At 32.3% G+C, this 17862-nt stretch carries 23 protein-coding genes; 20 read left to right on the plus strand and 3 right to left on the minus strand.

Annotated features, from left to right (window positions below; all coding sequences use genetic code 11):
- Positions 1–58 precede the first annotated feature (58 nt).
- The 14 genes from infA (at position 59) to hisIE (ending at position 9480) form a co-directional block, all read left to right on the plus strand.
- Complete coding sequence (gene infA / locus AJN58_RS00345; protein WP_002781436.1) at positions 59–277, plus strand: translation initiation factor IF-1; 219 nt, start codon at positions 59–61, stop codon at positions 275–277.
- 171 nt (positions 278–448) lie between these two features.
- Complete coding sequence (rpmJ, locus tag AJN58_RS00350; RefSeq protein WP_002781429.1) at positions 449–562, plus strand: 50S ribosomal protein L36; 114 nt, start codon at positions 449–451, stop codon at positions 560–562.
- A 2-nt stretch (positions 563–564) separates the two neighbouring features.
- Positions 565–930, plus strand: a complete 366-nt coding sequence (rpsM, locus tag AJN58_RS00355) for a 30S ribosomal protein S13 (RefSeq protein ID WP_002800121.1) — start codon at positions 565–567, stop codon at positions 928–930.
- 9 nt (positions 931–939) lie between these two features.
- Entirely contained in the window at positions 940–1332 is a 393-nt protein-coding gene (rpsK, locus tag AJN58_RS00360; RefSeq protein ID WP_002779544.1) for a 30S ribosomal protein S11, read from the plus strand.
- A 28-nt stretch (positions 1333–1360) separates the two neighbouring features.
- A complete protein-coding gene (rpsD, locus tag AJN58_RS00365) occupies positions 1361–1987 on the plus strand; it encodes a 30S ribosomal protein S4 (protein ID WP_002856574.1) in 627 nt (208 codons plus the stop codon).
- Between the two features lie 12 nt (positions 1988–1999).
- Positions 2000–3013: a DNA-directed RNA polymerase subunit alpha gene (locus AJN58_RS00370; RefSeq protein WP_002855748.1), complete on the plus strand. Its 1014-nt coding sequence runs from the start codon at positions 2000–2002 to the stop codon at positions 3011–3013.
- Between the two features lie 3 nt (positions 3014–3016).
- Positions 3017–3370 (plus strand): 50S ribosomal protein L17, encoded by a 354-nt coding sequence (gene rplQ / locus AJN58_RS00375; RefSeq protein WP_002851332.1) that lies wholly within the window; start codon positions 3017–3019, stop codon positions 3368–3370.
- A 172-nt stretch (positions 3371–3542) separates the two neighbouring features.
- Positions 3543–4442 (plus strand): ATP phosphoribosyltransferase, encoded by a 900-nt coding sequence (gene hisG, locus AJN58_RS00380; protein WP_044779873.1) that lies wholly within the window; start codon positions 3543–3545, stop codon positions 4440–4442.
- Between the two features lie 7 nt (positions 4443–4449).
- On the plus strand, positions 4450–5736 hold the full coding sequence (gene hisD / locus AJN58_RS00385; RefSeq protein ID WP_044778674.1) for a histidinol dehydrogenase: 1287 nt from the start codon (positions 4450–4452) through the stop codon (positions 5734–5736).
- Complete coding sequence (gene hisB / locus AJN58_RS00390) at positions 5733–6791, plus strand: bifunctional histidinol-phosphatase/imidazoleglycerol-phosphate dehydratase HisB (RefSeq protein ID WP_052858820.1); 1059 nt, start codon at positions 5733–5735, stop codon at positions 6789–6791. The genes hisD and hisB overlap by 4 nt, the downstream gene beginning before the upstream one ends.
- The gene (gene hisH, locus AJN58_RS00395) at positions 6788–7375 is read left to right on the plus strand and encodes an imidazole glycerol phosphate synthase subunit HisH (RefSeq protein ID WP_070291901.1); all 588 of its coding nucleotides are present in this window, start codon (positions 6788–6790) and stop codon (positions 7373–7375) included. Before hisB ends, hisH begins: the two co-directional genes overlap by 4 nt.
- Positions 7372–8106, plus strand: a complete 735-nt coding sequence (hisA, locus tag AJN58_RS00400; protein ID WP_070277958.1) for a 1-(5-phosphoribosyl)-5-[(5-phosphoribosylamino)methylideneamino]imidazole-4-carboxamide isomerase — start codon at positions 7372–7374, stop codon at positions 8104–8106. The genes hisH and hisA overlap by 4 nt, the downstream gene beginning before the upstream one ends.
- A complete protein-coding gene (hisF, locus tag AJN58_RS00405) occupies positions 8088–8855 on the plus strand; it encodes an imidazole glycerol phosphate synthase subunit HisF (protein ID WP_070277960.1) in 768 nt (255 codons plus the stop codon). Before hisA ends, hisF begins: the two co-directional genes overlap by 19 nt.
- 1 nt (position 8856) lies before the next feature.
- Entirely contained in the window at positions 8857–9480 is a 624-nt protein-coding gene (hisIE, locus tag AJN58_RS00410) for a bifunctional phosphoribosyl-AMP cyclohydrolase/phosphoribosyl-ATP diphosphatase HisIE (protein ID WP_002932443.1), read from the plus strand.
- Positions 9481–9503: 23 nt separating this feature from the next.
- Here the strand turns inward: hisIE and AJN58_RS00415 are convergent, their stop codons facing one another.
- A complete protein-coding gene (locus tag AJN58_RS00415; protein ID WP_070277962.1) occupies positions 9504–10664 on the minus strand; it encodes a tetrahydrodipicolinate N-succinyltransferase N-terminal domain-containing protein in 1161 nt (386 codons plus the stop codon).
- A gap of 25 nt (positions 10665–10689) precedes the next feature.
- Positions 10690–11796 carry an Mrp/NBP35 family ATP-binding protein gene (locus tag AJN58_RS00420; RefSeq protein WP_070277964.1) on the minus strand — a complete coding sequence of 369 codons (1107 nt, stop codon included), beginning with the start codon at positions 11794–11796 and terminating at the stop codon, positions 10690–10692.
- 122 nt (positions 11797–11918) lie between these two features.
- On the opposite strand from AJN58_RS00420, the gene AJN58_RS00425 reads away from it, so the two are divergent.
- The 6 genes from AJN58_RS00425 to prfA all read left to right on the plus strand — a co-directional run bounded on the left by AJN58_RS00425 (position 11919) and on the right by prfA (position 16989).
- Positions 11919–13034, plus strand: coding sequence for a bifunctional 2-C-methyl-D-erythritol 4-phosphate cytidylyltransferase/2-C-methyl-D-erythritol 2,4-cyclodiphosphate synthase (locus tag AJN58_RS00425; RefSeq protein WP_044778659.1), 1116 nt, complete (start codon positions 11919–11921; stop codon positions 13032–13034).
- A complete protein-coding gene (locus tag AJN58_RS00430; protein ID WP_070277966.1) occupies positions 13031–13918 on the plus strand; it encodes a response regulator in 888 nt (295 codons plus the stop codon). Before AJN58_RS00425 ends, AJN58_RS00430 begins: the two co-directional genes overlap by 4 nt.
- Entirely contained in the window at positions 13896–15056 is a 1161-nt protein-coding gene (locus AJN58_RS00435) for a sulfate adenylyltransferase (protein WP_002862252.1), read from the plus strand. Before AJN58_RS00430 ends, AJN58_RS00435 begins: the two co-directional genes overlap by 23 nt.
- Positions 15057–15060: 4 nt before the next feature.
- Positions 15061–15561 carry a phosphatidylglycerophosphatase A gene (locus AJN58_RS00440; protein WP_070291902.1) on the plus strand — a complete coding sequence of 167 codons (501 nt, stop codon included), beginning with the start codon at positions 15061–15063 and terminating at the stop codon, positions 15559–15561.
- Positions 15562–15639: 78 nt separating this feature from the next.
- Positions 15640–15903 carry a 30S ribosomal protein S20 gene (rpsT, locus tag AJN58_RS00445; protein ID WP_002856547.1) on the plus strand — a complete coding sequence of 88 codons (264 nt, stop codon included), beginning with the start codon at positions 15640–15642 and terminating at the stop codon, positions 15901–15903.
- A gap of 18 nt (positions 15904–15921) precedes the next feature.
- Positions 15922–16989 carry a peptide chain release factor 1 gene (gene prfA, locus AJN58_RS00450; protein ID WP_002862254.1) on the plus strand — a complete coding sequence of 356 codons (1068 nt, stop codon included), beginning with the start codon at positions 15922–15924 and terminating at the stop codon, positions 16987–16989.
- 13 nt (positions 16990–17002) lie between these two features.
- Here the strand turns inward: prfA and AJN58_RS00455 are convergent, their stop codons facing one another.
- A complete protein-coding gene (locus AJN58_RS00455; protein WP_002862255.1) occupies positions 17003–17758 on the minus strand; it encodes a HugZ family heme oxygenase in 756 nt (251 codons plus the stop codon).
- Positions 17759–17862 lie beyond the last annotated feature (104 nt).

A 17862-nucleotide genomic window follows, 5' to 3' on the forward strand; every position in this document is an offset into this window, starting at 1 on the left:
AAATTTTAATAATTTTTGCTAAAATTATAGCCTTTTTATTTCATGAAAGGAGAAAATTTTGGCAAAAGATGATGTAATTGAAATTGATGGCACCGTACTTGAAGCATTGCCTAATGCAAATTTCAAGGTTGAACTTGACAACAAACATGTAATTTTATGTCATATTGCAGGAAAAATGCGTATGCATTATATAAGAATAATGCCAGGTGATAAAGTAAAAGTAGAACTTACACCTTATAGCCTTGATAAAGGGCGTATAACTTTTAGATATAAATAATCTAAGTTATTTAAAAGCTAATTTTAGATAAAATTAGAGTTTTTGCGACAAATTACATCGAACTATATGAAGAAGTATTTTTAAAATCCACCACTTATTTTGAAAATAGTTGGTTATTCATAAAACCTGATGTAGTCGTAAATCAAGTGGAATTCATTCAAGGAGACGCTCATGAAAGTGAGACCATCGGTTAAAAAGATGTGCGACAAGTGCAAAGTAGTTCGCCGTAAAGGCGTGGTTCGCATTATTTGCGAAAATCCAAAACATAAACAAAGACAAGGATAAACATGGCTCGTATTGCAGGTGTGGATTTACCAAAGAAAAAAAGAATTGAGTATGGACTAACCTATATTTATGGTATAGGGCTTTTCACTTCAAGAAAAATTCTAGATAAAGTAGGAATTTCTTATGATAAAAGAGTTCATGAGTTAAGTGAAGATGAAGCAGCAGCTATCCGTAAAGAAATTCAAGAAAACTATATGGTTGAAGGGGACTTGAGAAAACAAGTTGCTATGGATATTAAAGCACTTATGGATTTAGGAAGCTTTAGAGGCTTAAGACACAGAAAAGGCTTACCAGTTCGCGGACAAAAAACAAAAACAAACGCAAGAACTAGAAAAGGTAAGAGAAAAACTGTTGGTGCAAAATCATAAGGATAAATCATGGCAAAAAGAAAAATCGTAAAGAAAAAAGTAGTTAAAAAAAATATAGCAAAAGGTATTGTTTATATCAGTGCGACTTTTAACAATACTATGGTTACAGTAACTGATGAAATGGGAAATGCTATCGCTTGGAGTAGTGCAGGTGGTTTAGGATTTAAAGGTTCTAAAAAATCAACTCCTTATGCAGCACAACAAGCAGTAGAAGACGCTTTAAATAAAGCAAAAGAACACGGAATTAAAGAAGTAGGCATTAAAGTACAAGGACCAGGAAGCGGTAGAGAAACTGCTGTTAAGAGTGTAGGTGCTATGGAAGGAATTAAAGTAACTTTCTTAAAAGATATCACTCCATTAGCTCACAATGGTTGCAGACCGCCTAAGCGTCGTCGTGTCTAAGATATTAAGAAAAATTTAGGAGAATATTATGGCAAGATATAGAGGACCAGTAGAAAAATTAGAAAGACGCTTTGGTGTTAGCTTAGCATTAAAAGGGGAAAGAAGACTAGCTGGCAAAAGTGCACTAGATAAACGCCCTTATGCACCAGGACAACACGGAGCAAGAAAAGGTAAAATTAGTGAGTATGGACTTCAATTAAGAGAAAAACAAAAAGCTAAATTTATGTATGGAGTAAGTGAAAAGCAATTCCGTCGTTTATTTGCTGAAGCAGCAAGAAGAGAAGGAAATACAGGGGTATTACTTATCCAACTTTTAGAACAAAGATTAGACAATGTAGTATATAGAATGGGTTTTGCTACAACACGTCGTTTTGCAAGACAACTTGTAACACATGGACATGTTTTAGTAAATGGTAAAAGAGTGGATATTCCTAGCTTTAGAGTAGAAGCAGGTGCTAAAATCGAAATCATCGAAAAAAGCAAAAACAATCCTCAAATTACAAGAGCTATCGAACTTACAGCACAAACTGGAATCGTTGCTTGGGTTGATGTTGAAAAAGATAAGAGATTTGGAATTTTCACAAGAAAACCTGAGAGAGAAGAAGTTGTCATTCCGGTTGAGGAAAGATTTATCGTTGAGCTTTACTCTAAGTAATAGGGGCTAAATATGAGAAACATTACAACATCTGCTTATACGCCAACAGAATTTACAATAGAAAACATTAGTGATACTGTGGCTAAAATCAGTGCTTGGCCTTTTGAGATCGGCTATGGAATCACCCTAGCCCATCCTTTACGCCGTTTGCTTTACACTAGCACCATAGGATATGCTCCAACTGCAATTCATATTGATGGCGTAGCTCATGAATTTGATAGCATGCGTGGTATGCTTGAAGATGTAGCACTTTTTATCATTAATCTAAAAAAACTACGCTTTAAAATTAAAGGCGAATCAAATAAAGAAATAGTAGAATTTAGCTTTAAAGGCTCAAAAGAAATTTACGGCAAAGATCTAAATAATGATCAAGTAGAAGTAGTAAATAAAGACGCCTATCTAGCAACAATCAACGAAGATGCTGAACTCAAATTCACATTGATTGTTGAAAAAGGTATTGGCTATGTACCAAGCGAAGAAATTAAAGAGCTTATAAATGATCCTAAATTTATAGCTTTAGATGCTTTCTTTACACCTGTAAGAGAAGCAACCTATGATATTGAAAAAGTTTTATTTGAAGATAATCCTGATTATGAAAAAGTGGTTTTAACCGTAACAACTGATGGACAAATCACTCCAAATGAGGCTTTTCAAAATGCTCTAGAAGCTATGTATAAACAATTATCAGTATTTGATAAAATTACCAATGTTAGAAGCGTAATTAAAAATCAAGCAACAAGCAATGAACTAGAAAATACTAAATTATTGCAAAACATTACAGATTTAAATTTAAGTGCTAGAAGTTATAATTGTCTTGAAAAAGCAGGAGTAGTTTACATAGGCGAGCTTGCTTTGATGAGTGTAAGTGAACTTGCAGGGCTTAAAAATTTAGGTAAAAAATCTCTTGATGAAATTAAAAACATCATGGAAAGCATAGGTTTTCCTGTGGGAACTTCTAAGCTTAGCGATAATAAAGAAATACTTAAAAATAAAATCGCAGAATTAAAAGCACAAAACGAAGGATAAAGAATGAGACATAAACATGGATATAGAAAACTTGGCAGAACTTCATCTCATCGTGCTGCCTTATTAAAAAATTTAACCATAGCTTTAGTAAATAGCGGAAAAATCGAAACTACTCTACCAAAAGCTAAAGAATTAAGAGGTTATGTAGAAAGATTGATTACTAGAGCAAGACTTGGAGATTTTAACGCTCATAGAGCAGTTTTTGCTTCATTACAAGATAAAAACGCTACTAATAAATTAGTAACTGAAATTGCTCCGAAATTCAAAGATCGCAATGGTGGATATACAAGAATCATCAAAACAAGAATTCGCCGTGGTGATGCTGCTGAAATGGCTTTCATCGAATTTGTAGCTTAATCAAATCCTAGCTTTTGCTAGGATTAATACTTCAATTAAATATCCTAAAAATAAAAAGTTTTAAATAATTATTTTAAATAAAATTAAATTCATTTATTTTCTAAAACCCTTGCTAAAAATTCAACTACTTATGCTAATATAAGTTTTTAATTTTTAATTTCAAGGATATGTTATGCAAGAAAACACTCGTTTACGCATTGCGATACAAAAATCAGGTAGACTTTCAAAAGAATCCATAGAGCTTCTTTCAGAATGTGGTGTTAAAATGCATATCCATGAACAAAGTTTGATCGCTTTTTCTACAAATTTACCCATAGATATTTTACGCGTTAGAGATGATGATATTCCAGGGCTTATTTTTGATGGAGTTGTAGATTTAGGCATTATAGGGGAAAATGTTTTAGAAGAAAATGAACTTGAACGCCAGTCTTTAGGAGAAAATCCAAGCTATAAGCTTTTAAAAAAGCTAGATTTTGGATATTGCCGTCTTTCTCTTGCCTTGCCTCAAGAAAATAAATTTCAAAATTTGAAAGATTTTGAAGGCTTAAGGATAGCTACTTCTTATCCACAACTTTTAAAGCGTTTTATGAAAGAAAATGGGATTAATTATAAAAATTGTATGCTTACAGGTTCTGTTGAAGTAGCCCCTAGGGCAAATTTAGCCGATGCGATTTGCGATCTTGTTTCAAGCGGGGCAACTTTACAAGCAAATAATCTTAAAGAAGTGAAAGTCATTTATGAATCTCGTGCTTGTTTGATTCAAAAAGAAAATGCTTTAAATAAAGAAAAACAAGCTTTAGTGGATAAAATTATGTTGCGTGTAGCAGGAGTAATGCAAGCAAGAGAATCCAAATACATTATGCTTCATGCTCCAAAACAAAAGCTTGATAAAATTCAAGCCCTACTTCCAGGAGTTGAAAGACCAACTATCTTACCTTTAGCACACGATGAAAAAAATGTAGCTTTACATATGGTAAGTAAAGAAAATCTTTTTTGGGAAACTATGGAGGCTTTAAAAGAAGAAGGTGCGAGTTCGATTTTAGTTCTGCCTATAGAAAAAATGTTAAAGTGAGTAAAAAATGCAAATTTTAGTATATGATAATTTAGATGAAAAACAAAAAGAAGAGGCGTTAAAACGCCCTGCTATAAGCGCGAAGGATGAAATTTCAAAAATAGTAAGTTCTATCATTAAAGAAGTGCAAGAAAAAGGCGATGAAGCTTTGGTAGAACAAGCTTTAAAATTTGATAAGGCTGAAATTTCTAATATTAAAATCACTCAAGAAGAAATTACTCAAGCAAGTAATCGTTTGGATAAAGATTTACAAGATGCTATTTTAGTAGCTTATGAAAATATCAAAAAATTCCACGAAGCCCAAATCCCACATGAAATCGCTCTTGAAACTACAAAAGGCGTTAAATGTGAGGTTTTAACACGCCCTATAGAAAAAGTAGGACTTTACATACCAGGGGGTTTAGCACCTTTGTTTTCAACGGTTTTAATGTTAGCTATCCCTGCAAAAATTGCAGGTTGTGAAAAAATCGTTTTAGCAAGTCCTGCAAAAATCAATGATGCCGTGCTTTTTTGTGCTAAACTTTGCGGCGTGGATGAAATTTATCAAATGGGTGGTGCAGGAGCTATAGCAGCTTTGGCTTATGGTACACAAAGTGTTTTAAAGGTGGATAAAATTTTTGGCCCAGGAAATGCCTTTGTAACCGAAGCAAAACGTCAAGTAAGTAGCGATATAAACGGAGCGACTATTGATATGCAAGCAGGACCTAGTGAAGTTTTAGTAATAGCTGATGATTTGGCTAATGAAAAATTTGTAGCTAGTGATTTGCTTTCACAAGCTGAACATGGTGCAGATTCTCAAGTGATTTTAGTGTGTTTAAGTCAAGATTTTGCTCAAAAAGCAAGTAATGAAGTCCAAAGTCAATTAGAACTTTTACCTCGTAAAGAACTTGCAAACAAAAGCATTGCTAATTCACGCATTATCATAGCTAAAGATTTAAATCAAGCCTTGGAAATTTCAAATCTTTATGCCCCTGAACATTTGATCATACAAACTCAAAATCCACGAGAACTTTTAAAAGGTGTAAAACACGCAGGATCGGTATTTTTAGGAGCTTATTCTCCGGAGTCTATGGGTGATTATGCAAGCGGGACAAATCATGTTTTACCTACTTATGGACTTACTAAAACGCATTCTAGTTTAGGTTTGGCAGATTTTAGTAAAAGAATGACCGTTCAAGAATTAAGTAAAGAAGGTTTTTTAGCTTTGGGTAAAAGTGTTGAAATTTTAGCGCAAAATGAGCATTTAGACGCACACAAAAACGCTGTAACTTTTCGTTTAGAGAGCTTAAAATGAGTCAAAAAATCCTTTTTATAGATAGAGATGGCACTTTAATAGAGGAGCCAAAAAGCGATTTTCAAATCGATACTCTTGAAAAATTGCGTTTTGAAAAAGATGCTATTCCTACTCTTTTAAAACTAAAAAATTTTGGATTTAAATTTGTCATGGTAAGTAATCAAGATGGTCTTGGAACGCCAAGTTTTCCAAAGGAAAATTTTGAAATCGCTCATGAAAAAATGCTTGATATTTTAAAAAGTTGCGGTATAGAATTTCAAGATATTTTTATTTGTCCGCATTTTGAAAATGAAAATTGTACTTGCAGAAAACCTAAAACTGCTATGTTAGAAGAATATATCAAGCACGAACTTTATGATAAGGAGCAAAGTTTTGTTATCGGAGATCGTGAGAGTGATATGATCTTAGCTTCAAATTTAGGCGTGCGTGGTTTAAAATACGGCGAACTTTCTTGGAAAGAAATAGAAAATGAAATTTTAAGTTCTTTTAGAAGCGCGAGTTATCAAAGAACTACTAAAGAAACAGATATAAAAGTGAAAGTGTGCTTAAATGGGGGTAAGATTAGCATTAAAACAGGTATTGATTTTTTTGATCACATGTTAGAGCAAATCGCTGTACATGGAGGCATAGGGCTTGAAATTTCTTGCAAAGGGGATTTAGAAATCGATGAGCATCATAGCGTTGAAGATGTAGCCTTAGCACTTGGAGCTTGTATCAAAAAAGCCTTAGGGGATAAAATCGGCATTGCAAGATATGGTTTTGCTTTACCTATGGATGAGTGTTTGGCAAGTTGTGCGATGGATTTTTGCAATCGTCCTCATTTAGTCTATAAAGCCAAATTTAAAAAATCTCATTTAGGGGCTTTAAGCACAGAAATGATCGAGCACTTTTTTTATTCTTTAAGCTATGCTATGGGTATAAGTTTGCATTTAAAAGTTAAAGGCAAAAACGATCATCATAAAGCCGAAGGGCTTTTTAAAGCCTTTGCAAAAGCTTTGAAAATGGCAGTGAAAATAGAAAGTGAAAATTTAGCCAGCTCTAAAGGAGTGATATGAAAATCATCATCATCGATACAGCCTGTGCGAATTTGGCATCTTTGAAATTTTGTCTGGATAGATTAGGTTTTAATGCAACTATCAGTAGGGATTTAAAAGAGCTTGAAAGTGCGGATAAGCTTTTTTTACCTGGAGTGGGTACCGCAAAAGAAGCGATGAAAAATTTAGAACAATTTAATCTTATTGATTTTATTCAAAATACCAAAAAACCTTTGCTTGGTATTTGTTTAGGTATGCAAATTTTAGGAAATTTTTCTGAAGAATTAAATCAAGAAGCCTTAAAACTTATAGATTTTACAACCCAAAAATTTAAAGCTAAAGAAGGCTTTACTTTTCCACATATGGGATGGAATCAAGTTCATAGCTCTCATGCTTTGTTTAAAGGCTTAGAAGGGGCTTATTTTTATTTTGTGCATAGTTATTGTGTAGGACTTGGAGAATACACTATAGCAGATTGTGAGTATTCGCAAAAATTTAGCGCAAGCGTAATGAAAGATAATTTTTACGGGGTGCAATTTCACCCTGAAAGAAGCAGTGAAGCGGGGGAAATTTTAATTTCAAATTTTATTAAGGATATAGGATGACTCAAATCATACCCGCACTCGATCTTATAGATGGCGAAGTGGTGCGTCTTGTAAAAGGGGATTATGAACAAAAAAAAGTATATAAATACAATCCCTTGGAAAAATTCAAAGAATACGAAAAAGCAGGAGCGAAAGAACTTCATCTTGTAGATCTTACAGGTGCAAAAGATCCTAGCAAAAGACAACTTGCTTTGATAGAAAAATTAGCCAAAGAAGTCAATGTCAATTTGCAAGTAGGTGGAGGCATACGCTCTAAAGAAGAAGTTAAAGCTTTGCTTGATTGTGGAGTAAAAAGAGTAGTTATAGGATCTATGGCGATTAAAGATGCGACTTTATGTCTTGAAATTTTAAAAGAATTTGGTAGCGAAACTATAGTTTTAGCCTTAGATACGATTTTAAAAGAAGATTATGTTGTGGCTGTAAATGCTTGGCAAGAAGCAAGCGATAAGAAGCTTATGGAAGTTTTAGATTTTTATAGCAATAAAGGCTTAAAACACATACTTTGCACAGATATTTCAAAAGATGGCACCATGCAAGGAGTAAATATAAGACTTTACAAACTTATCCATGAAATTTTTCCTAATATTTGCATTCAGGCAAGTGGTGGAGTAGCAAGCTTAAAAGACCTTGAAAACTTAAAAGGAATTTGTAGTGGGGTTATCGTAGGAAAAGCTTTATTAGACGGAGTTTTTAGCGTAGAAGAAGGGATAAGATGCTTACAAAACGCATAATTGCATGTTTAGATGTCAAAGATGGCAGAGTAGTAAAAGGAACACAATTTAAAAACCATAAAGATATGGGAGATATCATAGAGCTTGCTAGGTATTATTCTCAAAATGATATTGATGAGCTTGTTTTTTATGATATTGCTGCAAGCGCTAGAAAAGAACGCATATCAAGAGAATGGGTAAGTGAAGTAGCAAAAAATATCAATATTCCTTTTTGTGTTGCAGGGGGTATTAAAAGCGAAGAAGATGCAGCTGAACTTTTAGCTAATGGGGCAGATAAAATTTCTATCAATTCTCCTGCTTTAAATGATCCAAGCCTAATCACACGCCTTGCTAAAAGCTTTGGCGTACAATGCGTAGTAGTAGGGATTGATAGTTTTAAAGATGAAAATGGAAATTTAAAAGTATTTCAATACACAGGCGATGAAAAAACAAGCAAGCATAGTGGAAAAAGCACTTTAGAATGGGTTAAAGAAGTGCAAGATCTAGGTGCAGGCGAAATTGTTTTAAATATGATGAATCAAGATGGCGTTAAAAATGGCTATGATTTAGAACAATTAGAAGCTGTATATAAAATTTGTAAAGTACCTTTGATCGCAAGTGGGGGAGCAGGAAAAATGGAGCATTTTTTAGAAGCTTTTAAACTAGGCATAGATGGGGCTTTAGCTGCTTCTGTTTTTCATCAAAAACTTATAGACATTAAAGAATTAAAAATTTATCTTAAAAATCAAGGCTTAAGTATAAGGATATAATATGCAAAATTTCAAAGAACTTAATGAAAAAATTGCTTGGCAAAAAGTGGATCATCTTTTACCTGTCATCATCCAAGATGCAAAAACTTGCGAAGTTTTAATGCTAGGCTTTATGAATAATGAAGCCTTAGAAAAAAGCTTAGAAAGTGGTAAAGTAGTCTTTTTTTCACGCACAAAACAGCGTCTTTGGATGAAGGGTGAAGAAAGTGGAAATTTCTTAAATATCGTAGATTTAAGCTTAGATTGTGATAATGACACGCTTTTAATTTTAGCAAATCCTGTAGGACCTACTTGTCATACGGGCGATATTTCTTGTTTTGAAAAAATTTCTAAAAATGCGGATTTTGTTTTTCTAGCCAGACTTGAAAAGCTTATTAATGCACGCAAAAATGCCGATGAAAATACTTCTTATACAGCAAAACTTTTCAAAAGTGGCACAAAACGCATCGCACAAAAAGTTGGTGAAGAAGGTGTAGAAACAGCTTTAGCAGCGACAGTAAAAGATAAAGAAGAGCTTATTTGTGAAGCAGCGGATTTAATGTATCATTTAAGTGTTTTACTTGTAGATGCAAATCTTAGTTTCTCAGATGTGATTTCAAAGTTGAAAGAAAGACATAAAGCTTAAAGCTTTATGTAAATAAATTTATATCAATGCAAGGCTTCGTTAAGTTTGACTGCTTTTTTATTTAAAGCTACTATCATAGCACCGCTTATAGAATCTTGACGGAAATGTAGCCCATTTAAACCTTTAAGCTCTAAGCCTTTGTAAATTTCTTTATCAAAATTAAAATAAGGATTAAGTTTAGCAAGCTCTTCGGCATCTTTGAGTAAAAATTTCGTTCCTTCTAGCACCGCAATACCTGCATCAACTATACAATTATCCCCTAAAGGAATTCCTGTCACTGAATTAGCCCCTAAAAGACAAGCCTTACCTACACTTATAGCATTACCACTTGTTCCACTTAAAACACCTAAAATCGAAGCTCCACCACCTACATCAGAACCTTCTCCTACTATAGCACTTGAACTAATACGCCCTTCAACCATACAAGCTCCTGTTGTGCCTGCATTAAAATTCACATAACTTGCCCCTGGCATGATGGTTGTTCCTGCTGCTAAAGACGCACCCATTCTTACTTTAGAGCTTTCTAAAATTCTTGTATTATCCTCAGGGATAATATGTGCTAAAAATCTTGGAAATTTATCAACAAAATCGATTTTTGGGTATTGATTGCTCATTTTTAAACGCATTTCATTTGCTCTTAAATACTCAAGCTCGATAGGCTTATCATCACTCCAAGCTACATTGCTTAAAAGTCCAAAAGCTCCATTTAGATTGATACTTCTTAAAGGTACTTTTTTAGTAGAAAGCAAATAAAGTTTTAGATAAACACTTTCTACACTTAAAGGTTCTTTATCCTCAAAAAGACAAACAAAAGCAAATTCATCGTCTTTAAATTTATCTTTGATAATCTTTAATAAATCAATATTTTGATGCCCCTCTTCTTCTAAAAAAGGTTTAAAACAAGAAAGTGCAAAATCAATATCTTCTAATTTTAAAGTTTGTACAAACTCACTCGCATTAAAATCAATCTCCACACCCCTTTGCATAAAAGCTTCAAGCATAATTGCTGCTGAGCCAAAATTTTGCTCGTAATTAATCAAAGCAAAGCTTGCTTGTAAGATTTTATTTTTATTCAACTGTCCTCTATCAAGCCTTGCCATACCAAAAGCTTTAGGTTTTTTATAACCACTTTTTTGCTCAATTTGTTTGATTAAAAGTAAAAATTCTTCTTTAGTATTAATCATTTTCTTTTCCTTATCCACTTAATTTTTAATGCGAACACGCACTTTTTCCATTCATCACAGGTTGTATAGCAGAATTATCCGCACCGCCTTCATTGTTAATCTTTTCTATAAAGCTCCAAATTTTTTCAGCCGCCATTAAATAACGCTTTGAACTCACACTTTCAGGGTGATAAAAACTCACAGGCTTGCCTTCATCTCCACCTTCTCTTACTATCATTTCTATAGGAATTTGTACTAAAACTTCACTTTTATAAGCTTTTGCCATATCCTCAGCTGTTCCTTTGCCAAAAATATCATACTCTTTACCATTATCAGGACATAAAAATCCACTCATATTTTCAATCACACCCGCTATAGGAATGTGAAGTTTATTAAACATATCTAAAGCTCTTTTACTATCGTCTAAAGATACGGTTTGAGGTGTGCTTACGCAAACTCCTGCAGTAATAGGAATACTTTGTGCAGAAGTAATTTGCGCATCACCTGTTCCTGGAGGCATATCTAAAAACAATACATCAAGTTCAGGCCAAATCACATCAGCTAAAAGTTGCTCGATTGCTTTCATAATCATAGCTCCACGCCACATAAGACCTTGACCCTCTTCGATCAAAACCCCCATACTCATCATATAAACACCATGAGTTAAAATAGGCTTTAATCTCTGCCCTACTACTTCAGGCTGAGTTTTGGTTTCACCTAGCATTCTTGGAATATTTGGCCCATAAATATCCGCGTCTAAAATACCTACTCTTTTTCCCATTTTAGCCATGGAAATTGCTAAATTTACTGTAGTTGTAGATTTACCCACACCACCTTTTCCACTTGAAACCATGATGAAATTTTTTACTTGTGGAGCGATATTTTTTCCACTTCTTGAATTACTTTTTTCTTCAGGAATTTTTGGAGTGATGATATTAAGTTCGATATTTTTTAAAGCCAAACTCGATAAAGCTTCAGTAGCATTTTTACGAATTTCATTAACTACTTCAGGATTTGCTGAAACGATTTCTATATCAATGAATACACCATCATCTTGAATTTTAATATCTTTTACAAAGTTAAAACTCACTATATCCTTTTCAAAACCAGGATATTTTACAGTTTTTAATTTCTCTAAAATTTGTTCTTTCATGTTTTTTCCTTATCTTTTAAAAAAATCAATTTTACTAATAAAATGATAAAATTTAGCTTTTTATAAGTGTATAATATGGTAACATTATAAAAACCAACAATATTAAAAAGAGGAATGAAAAAATGAGTGAAATGAGCCTCATTATGTTAGCAGCTGGAAATTCTACTCGTTTTAACACAAAGGTAAAAAAACAATTTTTACGACTTGGAAATGACCCTCTTTGGCTTTATGCAACAAAAAATTTAAGCTCTTTTTATCCTTTTAAAAAAATAGTTGTTACCTCTAGTAATATCGCTTATATGAAAAAATTTGCTAAAAACTATGAATTTATAGAAGGTGGTGATACCAGAGCAGAATCCTTAAAAAAAGCCTTAGCGCTCATAGATAGTGAATTTGTTATGGTAAGTGATGTAGCAAGGGTATTGGTGAGTAAAAATTTGTTTGATCGTTTGATTGAAAATTTAGATAAAGCAGATTGTATTACCCCTGCTTTAAAAGTTGCAGATACAACACTTTTTAACAATGAAGCCTTACAAAGAGAAAAAATCAAACTCATTCAAACCCCTCAAATTTCTAAAACCAAATTGCTTAAAAAAGCTTTGGATCAAAACCTAGAATTTACAGATGATAGTACAGCTATAGCTGCAATGGGTGGAAAAATTTGGTTTGTTGAAGGTGAAGAAAATGCAAGAAAACTAACCTTTAAAGAAGATCTTAAAAAGCTTGATTTACCTAAACCTAGCTTTGAAATTTTTACTGGCAATGGTTTTGATGTGCATGAATTTGGAGAGAATCGCCCTTTGCTTTTAGCAGGAGTGCAAATTCATCCTATTATGGGGCTTAAAGCACACAGCGATGGAGATGTTTTAGCTCACTCTTTAACCGATGCGATTTTAGGTGCTGCAGGACTTGGAGATATAGGAGAGCTTTATCCTGATACTGATATGAAATTTAAAAATGCCAACTCCATGGAGCTTTTAAAACAGGCTTATGATAGAGTCAGAGAAATAGGTTTTGAACTCATTAATATAGACATTTGCGTCATGGCACAAAGCCCTAAACTTAAAGACTTTAAACAAGCTATGCAAAGCAATATAGCTCATACTTTAGATTTAGATGAATTTAGAATCAATGTTAAAGCCACAACAACGGAAAAATTGGGTTTTATTGGAAGAAAAGAAGGTATGGCGGTGCTTAGTAGTGTAAATTTAAAATATTTTGATTGGACAAGATTATGAAAGTTTTAATTATTGAAAATGAAATTTATCTAGCGCAAAGCATTAGCATTAAACTAAGTGATGCTGGATATAGCTGTGAAATTATAAACTCGTTTGATGAATACAATGGTGCAAAATACTATGATATTGTACTGCTTTCTACAAATACTAATAATTTTCTAAAAGCCGTAGGTCAGTTTAAGCATAGTATTATTATTTTGCTTATTTCTTATATAAGCACAGATACAGTTTCAAATCCTTTGAAATTAGGTGCTAGTGATTATATTCAAAAACCCTTTATGATAGAAGAGCTGATTAGAAAAATAAAGCATTATCAAGATTTTAGAAAACTTTCAATCCTTAATAAAGCTTATCAAAGCTATATCAAATCAAGATTAGAAACAATCAAAATTCCAGAGTATAATTATAAAAAATTAAAACTTCCATTGATATTAAAATCCAACAAGCAAAGCAGTGCTGATGCTTTTGTTTTTAATTATGTAAATGAATGTGACATTACTCTTTCTTTTATTGATTTAACATCTACAAATTCAGTTGAAAAAGTTATGAAACTTCCCACAGAAAACAATCTCTTATTTTTGAGTAATTTTCAAGCATTAAAAGCAGCAGAAAAGGAAAAACTCCTAGATTTTATACAAAACAAAAATGTTATTTTGCATACCAATTCAAATACAGATGATTTAAAAATAAACTGCATTAATTTAAATGATAATGAAAAAAATATCGATAGCAATGAAATTTTAACCATAGATGAGTATGTAAAATATGTTATTATAAACTACCAAAATATATTTCCTGATACTGATCTTTCAAAAAAATTAGGCATTTCACGTAAATCTTTATGGGAAAAAAGGAAGAAATATGAAATCAGCAAGAAAAAATAAAAACATTACCATAGATCAAAATGAATTTGGCATCTTATCACTTATTAAAGAAGGTTTGCTAGGCACTTGCACTCATTTAATGAATGAAAAAGAAGTCAATGAAATCATTAAATCAGGAAAATTTAAAGGAGAAAGTTTTCCCTATCCCTTAAGCTTTGCACCAAAAAATGCTGAAGAAGCACTAAATGATATAAAATCTGGCGATAGAATCGATCTCATACTAGATGAAAAAGTAGTAGGACATATAGATTTTAAAAGCCAATTTAAAAATAATAAAAAATTTTCTGATATTTTCAATCCCAACACTTGCTCTCTAAAAGACATAGGAACAACTTGCATAAGTGGAAAAATAGAAATTTACAATTCTCAAATTAAAAAAATAAAAGAAAATTTTCAACAAATCAAAAACAATCTTAATGCACAAAAAATTACCGCTATAGTTTCAAGTTTTGATCCTTTGCATCGTGCCCATGAAAGAATGTTTCGTTGGACTATTGATAAAGCAGATTTAGTTGTAATTTTTCTTGTAGAATCTTTTGATACAAATGGGTTTGAATTCGAACTTAAAGAAGCTTATTTGAAAAAATTTATTCAAAACTATCTTCCACCGGATAGAATTTTCATTTTTCCATTAAAAAATATTAATATTTTTCACGCTCATTTAAATCCTGGCCTAGAAAGCATTATCGCAAAAAGTCTAGGTTGTACCAAACTAGTAGTAGGACAAAATCATACAGGACTTGGAATGTTTTATGATGATAATCAACCAAAAACCATACTTGATGATTTTTCCAAGGATTATGGCATAGAAGTGATTGTTTTACCTGAATTTGTATTTTGCGATCAATGTCGCATGATTGTCAGCACAAGATCTTGCCCTCATGGTTGTCACCACCATTTGCACTATAATTCTCAGTCTTTAAAAGATTTGTTAAGAGCGGGCATCATTCCTCCAGCAATTTTCATGCGCAAGGAAGTATCTAGTGTTATTTTAACTTCTCTTTTTCCAAATAGATTAAAAAATATGCAAAAAATTTATAATGAGCTTTTTCCAACTGATGGAATTTTAGAATACAAAAATGATGAAGAATTTTATCAAAAACTTTTAGAAATTCATCAAATGTCTTATATGGTGTAACAAAATGCAAAAATTATTTTTAACTTTTTTTTATTCAGGTTCTATAAAAAAGGCAAGTGGGACTTTTGGTACTATCGCTGCTTTAATACCTGCTTTTTTTATACTTAAATATCTTGGGATTAATACTTTGTTTTTACTAAGCATTTTAATTTTTGTTGCAAGTATTCGTGTTATAGATGATTATGAAAAAAAAACAGGAATTCACGATGATAAACACATAGTTATCGATGAAGTTGCTGGGGTTTTTCTTGCTTGTGCTATTGCAGCAAGTGCTGAAAACTCGATAGTCAATTTTATTTTGGCTTTTGTTTTATTTAGACTCTTTGACATTACAAAACCTTCTATTATTGGCAAGATAGATAAAAAAGTCAAAGGCGGACTAGGTGTAATGCTTGATGATATGCTAGCAGGATTGTTTGCTGGACTTTTAAGTGCGGTAATTTATGGATTTTTACTCAAATTTAATTTAGTTTTTTGGGATATAAATTTAAAAGATTTATTTTGAAATTTTGCTTAAATTAATGAAATTTTAAATTTTATTCTTATATAATTTAGTCTTTAATTTCAAAAAAGGAAAATATAAATGGCAAACCATAAATCTGCTGAAAAAAGAGCAAGACAAACTATTAAAAAAACAGAAAGAAATAGATTCTATAGAACAAGACTTAAAAATATAACTAAAGCCGTAAGAGAAGCTGCAGCAAATGGAGATAAAAATGCTGCTAATGAAGCTTTAAAAGTAGCTAATAAAAGCATTCATGCTATGGTAAGTCGCGGTTTCATTAAAAAACAAACTGCTTCTCGCCGTGTAAGCCGCTTAGCCCTTTTAGTAAATAAAATCGCATAATTTTCTATATAGTTTTTAATGTTAGCTAGCAAACTAGATCCTTTTTTAAAACGCTTTGAAGAGTTAAATTCTCTTCTTAGCAGTTCTGATATACTCAACGATATCAGTAAAATGACTACACTCTCTAAAGAACAAAAAAATTTAGAACCTATCGTTTTAAAAGCTAAAGAGTATTTAAAAACTTTAGACAATATAGAAGAAAATAAAGCTTTGCTAAACGATCCAGAACTTGGGGAACTTGCAAAAGAAGAACTAAAAATTTTAGAAGAATTAAAACCAAAACTTGAAGAAGAGATTAAAATTTTACTTCTTCCTAAAGATCCCAATGATGAAAGAAATATTTTTCTTGAAATTCGTGCAGGCACAGGTGGCGATGAGGCATCTTTATTTGTAGGAGATCTTGTAAAAGCTTATGCAAGATATGCTGAAAATCGCGGCTATAAACTTGAGATTGTAAGCTCTAGCGAAGGAAGTGTAGGTGGATTTAAAGAAATCATCATGCTTGTTAAAGGAACAGGGGCTTATTCAAGACTTAAATATGAAGGTGGAACGCACCGTGTTCAAAGAGTTCCTCAAACAGAATCCCAAGGACGCGTGCATACTTCTGCTATCACCGTGGCAGTAATGCCAGAAGTTGATGATATAGAAATCGAAATCAATCCAAACGATCTTAAAGTTGATGTTATGCGATCTTCAGGACATGGTGGACAAAGTGTAAATACTACTGATTCGGCTGTTCGTATCACTCATATCCCTACAGGTATAGTTGTAGTCAATCAAGATGGAAAAAGCCAACACAAAAATAAAGAAAGTGCGATGAAAGTCCTAAAAGCAAGGCTTTATGAAATGCAAGAGAGTGAAAGACTAGCAAAAGAAAGTGAAGCAAGAAAATCACAAGTAGGAAGCGGAGATAGAAGCGAACGCATTCGCACTTACAATTTTCCACAAAATCGTATCAGTGATCATAGAATAAATCTTACTTTATATCGCTTAGATGCCATTATGCAAGATGGGCTTTTTGATGAAATCATAGAACCTTTAATCACTCATCATCAAGCCCAAGCTTTACAAGAACAAAATTTATAAGATTTTATACAAATTAATGCTTATGTGGGAATTTATGTGGATTTCCACTAGCACCTACATGTGTAACATTTCCATTTTCTATATCATAAGCTTGACCAAAACCTTTTACAAAGCGTCCTTTTTTAAATTCAAGCTTTACTAGATGAAAATCAAGCATCTTGCGTATAGTTTTAATGCCTCCTTCTCCTCCGGTTTGTTTTTCAAACTCATCATAAATTTGATCAAATCTTTCACCTCTCTCTAAAAAGCTTGCATTTACTCTATAGCGCAATCTTTTGCGCAGTATAACAGAAGCAGCTTTACTCTCATCCTCTAAAAACATTATTTCTATATTGTTTGGATTTACTTTGATGTTGTTAAAATGTTCGCTTACTTCACTTATATAAATATAATTTCCCCATTGTGTGCTTACAAAAGGTGCATACGAGCAAACAACTTCTCCATTTGCATTTAAAGTTGCCAAAGCTACAGAATTAAAACTTAGCATAAATTCATTTAATTCTTTTTCTACGCCACTAAAATTTTGCTCGCTCTTTGCACTCATGCAAAGGGATATTATAGTATCTTTAATCGTGTTTTCATCGGCTTTTTTAGGAAATTCCACTCGTAAATTTTCTTTATCATTGTAAACAAGATCCAAGCCATTAAAATCAACACTTTTTAGAAAAACATCTTGCACTTGCTCAATACCACCAAATTTTTTACAAAGATCAACTAAATTTGATTTATGATGATCATTCATATGAGAAATAATGCTTTCAAAATTCATTTTTATCCTTTCTTGATTTTAAAATAAAATATTAAAAAAAATGGTATCAATTATCAAATTAAAAATAACTTAAAATATATAAATTATCTATTTTAACAAAAATT

Source organism: Campylobacter sp. BCW_4321 (assembly GCF_001763075.1).
GTDB lineage: Bacteria > Campylobacterota > Campylobacteria > Campylobacterales > Campylobacteraceae > Campylobacter_D > Campylobacter_D jejuni.

What these genes read in the sequence shown, in the direction of transcription:
- hisD (WP_044778674.1), top strand. Translation starts at nt 4,450, where the DNA reads ATGCAAATTTTAGTATATGATAATTTAGATGAAAAACAAAAAGAAGAG.
- hisB (WP_052858820.1), top strand. Translation starts at nt 5,733, where the DNA reads ATGAGTCAAAAAATCCTTTTTATAGATAGAGATGGCACTTTAATAGAG.
- AJN58_RS00425 (WP_044778659.1), top strand. Translation starts at nt 11,919, where the DNA reads ATGAGTGAAATGAGCCTCATTATGTTAGCAGCTGGAAATTCTACTCGT.
- hisIE (WP_002932443.1), top strand. Translation starts at nt 8,857, where the DNA reads ATGCAAAATTTCAAAGAACTTAATGAAAAAATTGCTTGGCAAAAAGTG.
- AJN58_RS00420 (WP_070277964.1), bottom strand. Translation starts at nt 11,796, where the DNA reads ATGAAAGAACAAATTTTAGAGAAATTAAAAACTGTAAAATATCCTGGT.
- AJN58_RS00430 (WP_070277966.1), top strand. Translation starts at nt 13,031, where the DNA reads ATGAAAGTTTTAATTATTGAAAATGAAATTTATCTAGCGCAAAGCATT.
- prfA (WP_002862254.1), top strand. Translation starts at nt 15,922, where the DNA reads ATGTTAGCTAGCAAACTAGATCCTTTTTTAAAACGCTTTGAAGAGTTA.
- AJN58_RS00455 (WP_002862255.1), bottom strand. Translation starts at nt 17,758, where the DNA reads ATGAATTTTGAAAGCATTATTTCTCATATGAATGATCATCATAAATCA.
- rpsT (WP_002856547.1), top strand. Translation starts at nt 15,640, where the DNA reads ATGGCAAACCATAAATCTGCTGAAAAAAGAGCAAGACAAACTATTAAA.
- AJN58_RS00370 (WP_002855748.1), top strand. Translation starts at nt 2,000, where the DNA reads ATGAGAAACATTACAACATCTGCTTATACGCCAACAGAATTTACAATA.
- rpsK (WP_002779544.1), top strand. Translation starts at nt 940, where the DNA reads ATGGCAAAAAGAAAAATCGTAAAGAAAAAAGTAGTTAAAAAAAATATA.
- AJN58_RS00415 (WP_070277962.1), bottom strand. Translation starts at nt 10,664, where the DNA reads ATGATTAATACTAAAGAAGAATTTTTACTTTTAATCAAACAAATTGAG.
- rplQ (WP_002851332.1), top strand. Translation starts at nt 3,017, where the DNA reads ATGAGACATAAACATGGATATAGAAAACTTGGCAGAACTTCATCTCAT.
- rpsM (WP_002800121.1), top strand. Translation starts at nt 565, where the DNA reads ATGGCTCGTATTGCAGGTGTGGATTTACCAAAGAAAAAAAGAATTGAG.
- hisF (WP_070277960.1), top strand. Translation starts at nt 8,088, where the DNA reads ATGCTTACAAAACGCATAATTGCATGTTTAGATGTCAAAGATGGCAGA.
- AJN58_RS00435 (WP_002862252.1), top strand. Translation starts at nt 13,896, where the DNA reads ATGAAATCAGCAAGAAAAAATAAAAACATTACCATAGATCAAAATGAA.
- hisG (WP_044779873.1), top strand. Translation starts at nt 3,543, where the DNA reads ATGCAAGAAAACACTCGTTTACGCATTGCGATACAAAAATCAGGTAGA.
- hisA (WP_070277958.1), top strand. Translation starts at nt 7,372, where the DNA reads ATGACTCAAATCATACCCGCACTCGATCTTATAGATGGCGAAGTGGTG.
- AJN58_RS00440 (WP_070291902.1), top strand. Translation starts at nt 15,061, where the DNA reads ATGCAAAAATTATTTTTAACTTTTTTTTATTCAGGTTCTATAAAAAAG.
- rpsD (WP_002856574.1), top strand. Translation starts at nt 1,361, where the DNA reads ATGGCAAGATATAGAGGACCAGTAGAAAAATTAGAAAGACGCTTTGGT.
- rpmJ (WP_002781429.1), top strand. Translation starts at nt 449, where the DNA reads ATGAAAGTGAGACCATCGGTTAAAAAGATGTGCGACAAGTGCAAAGTA.
- hisH (WP_070291901.1), top strand. Translation starts at nt 6,788, where the DNA reads ATGAAAATCATCATCATCGATACAGCCTGTGCGAATTTGGCATCTTTG.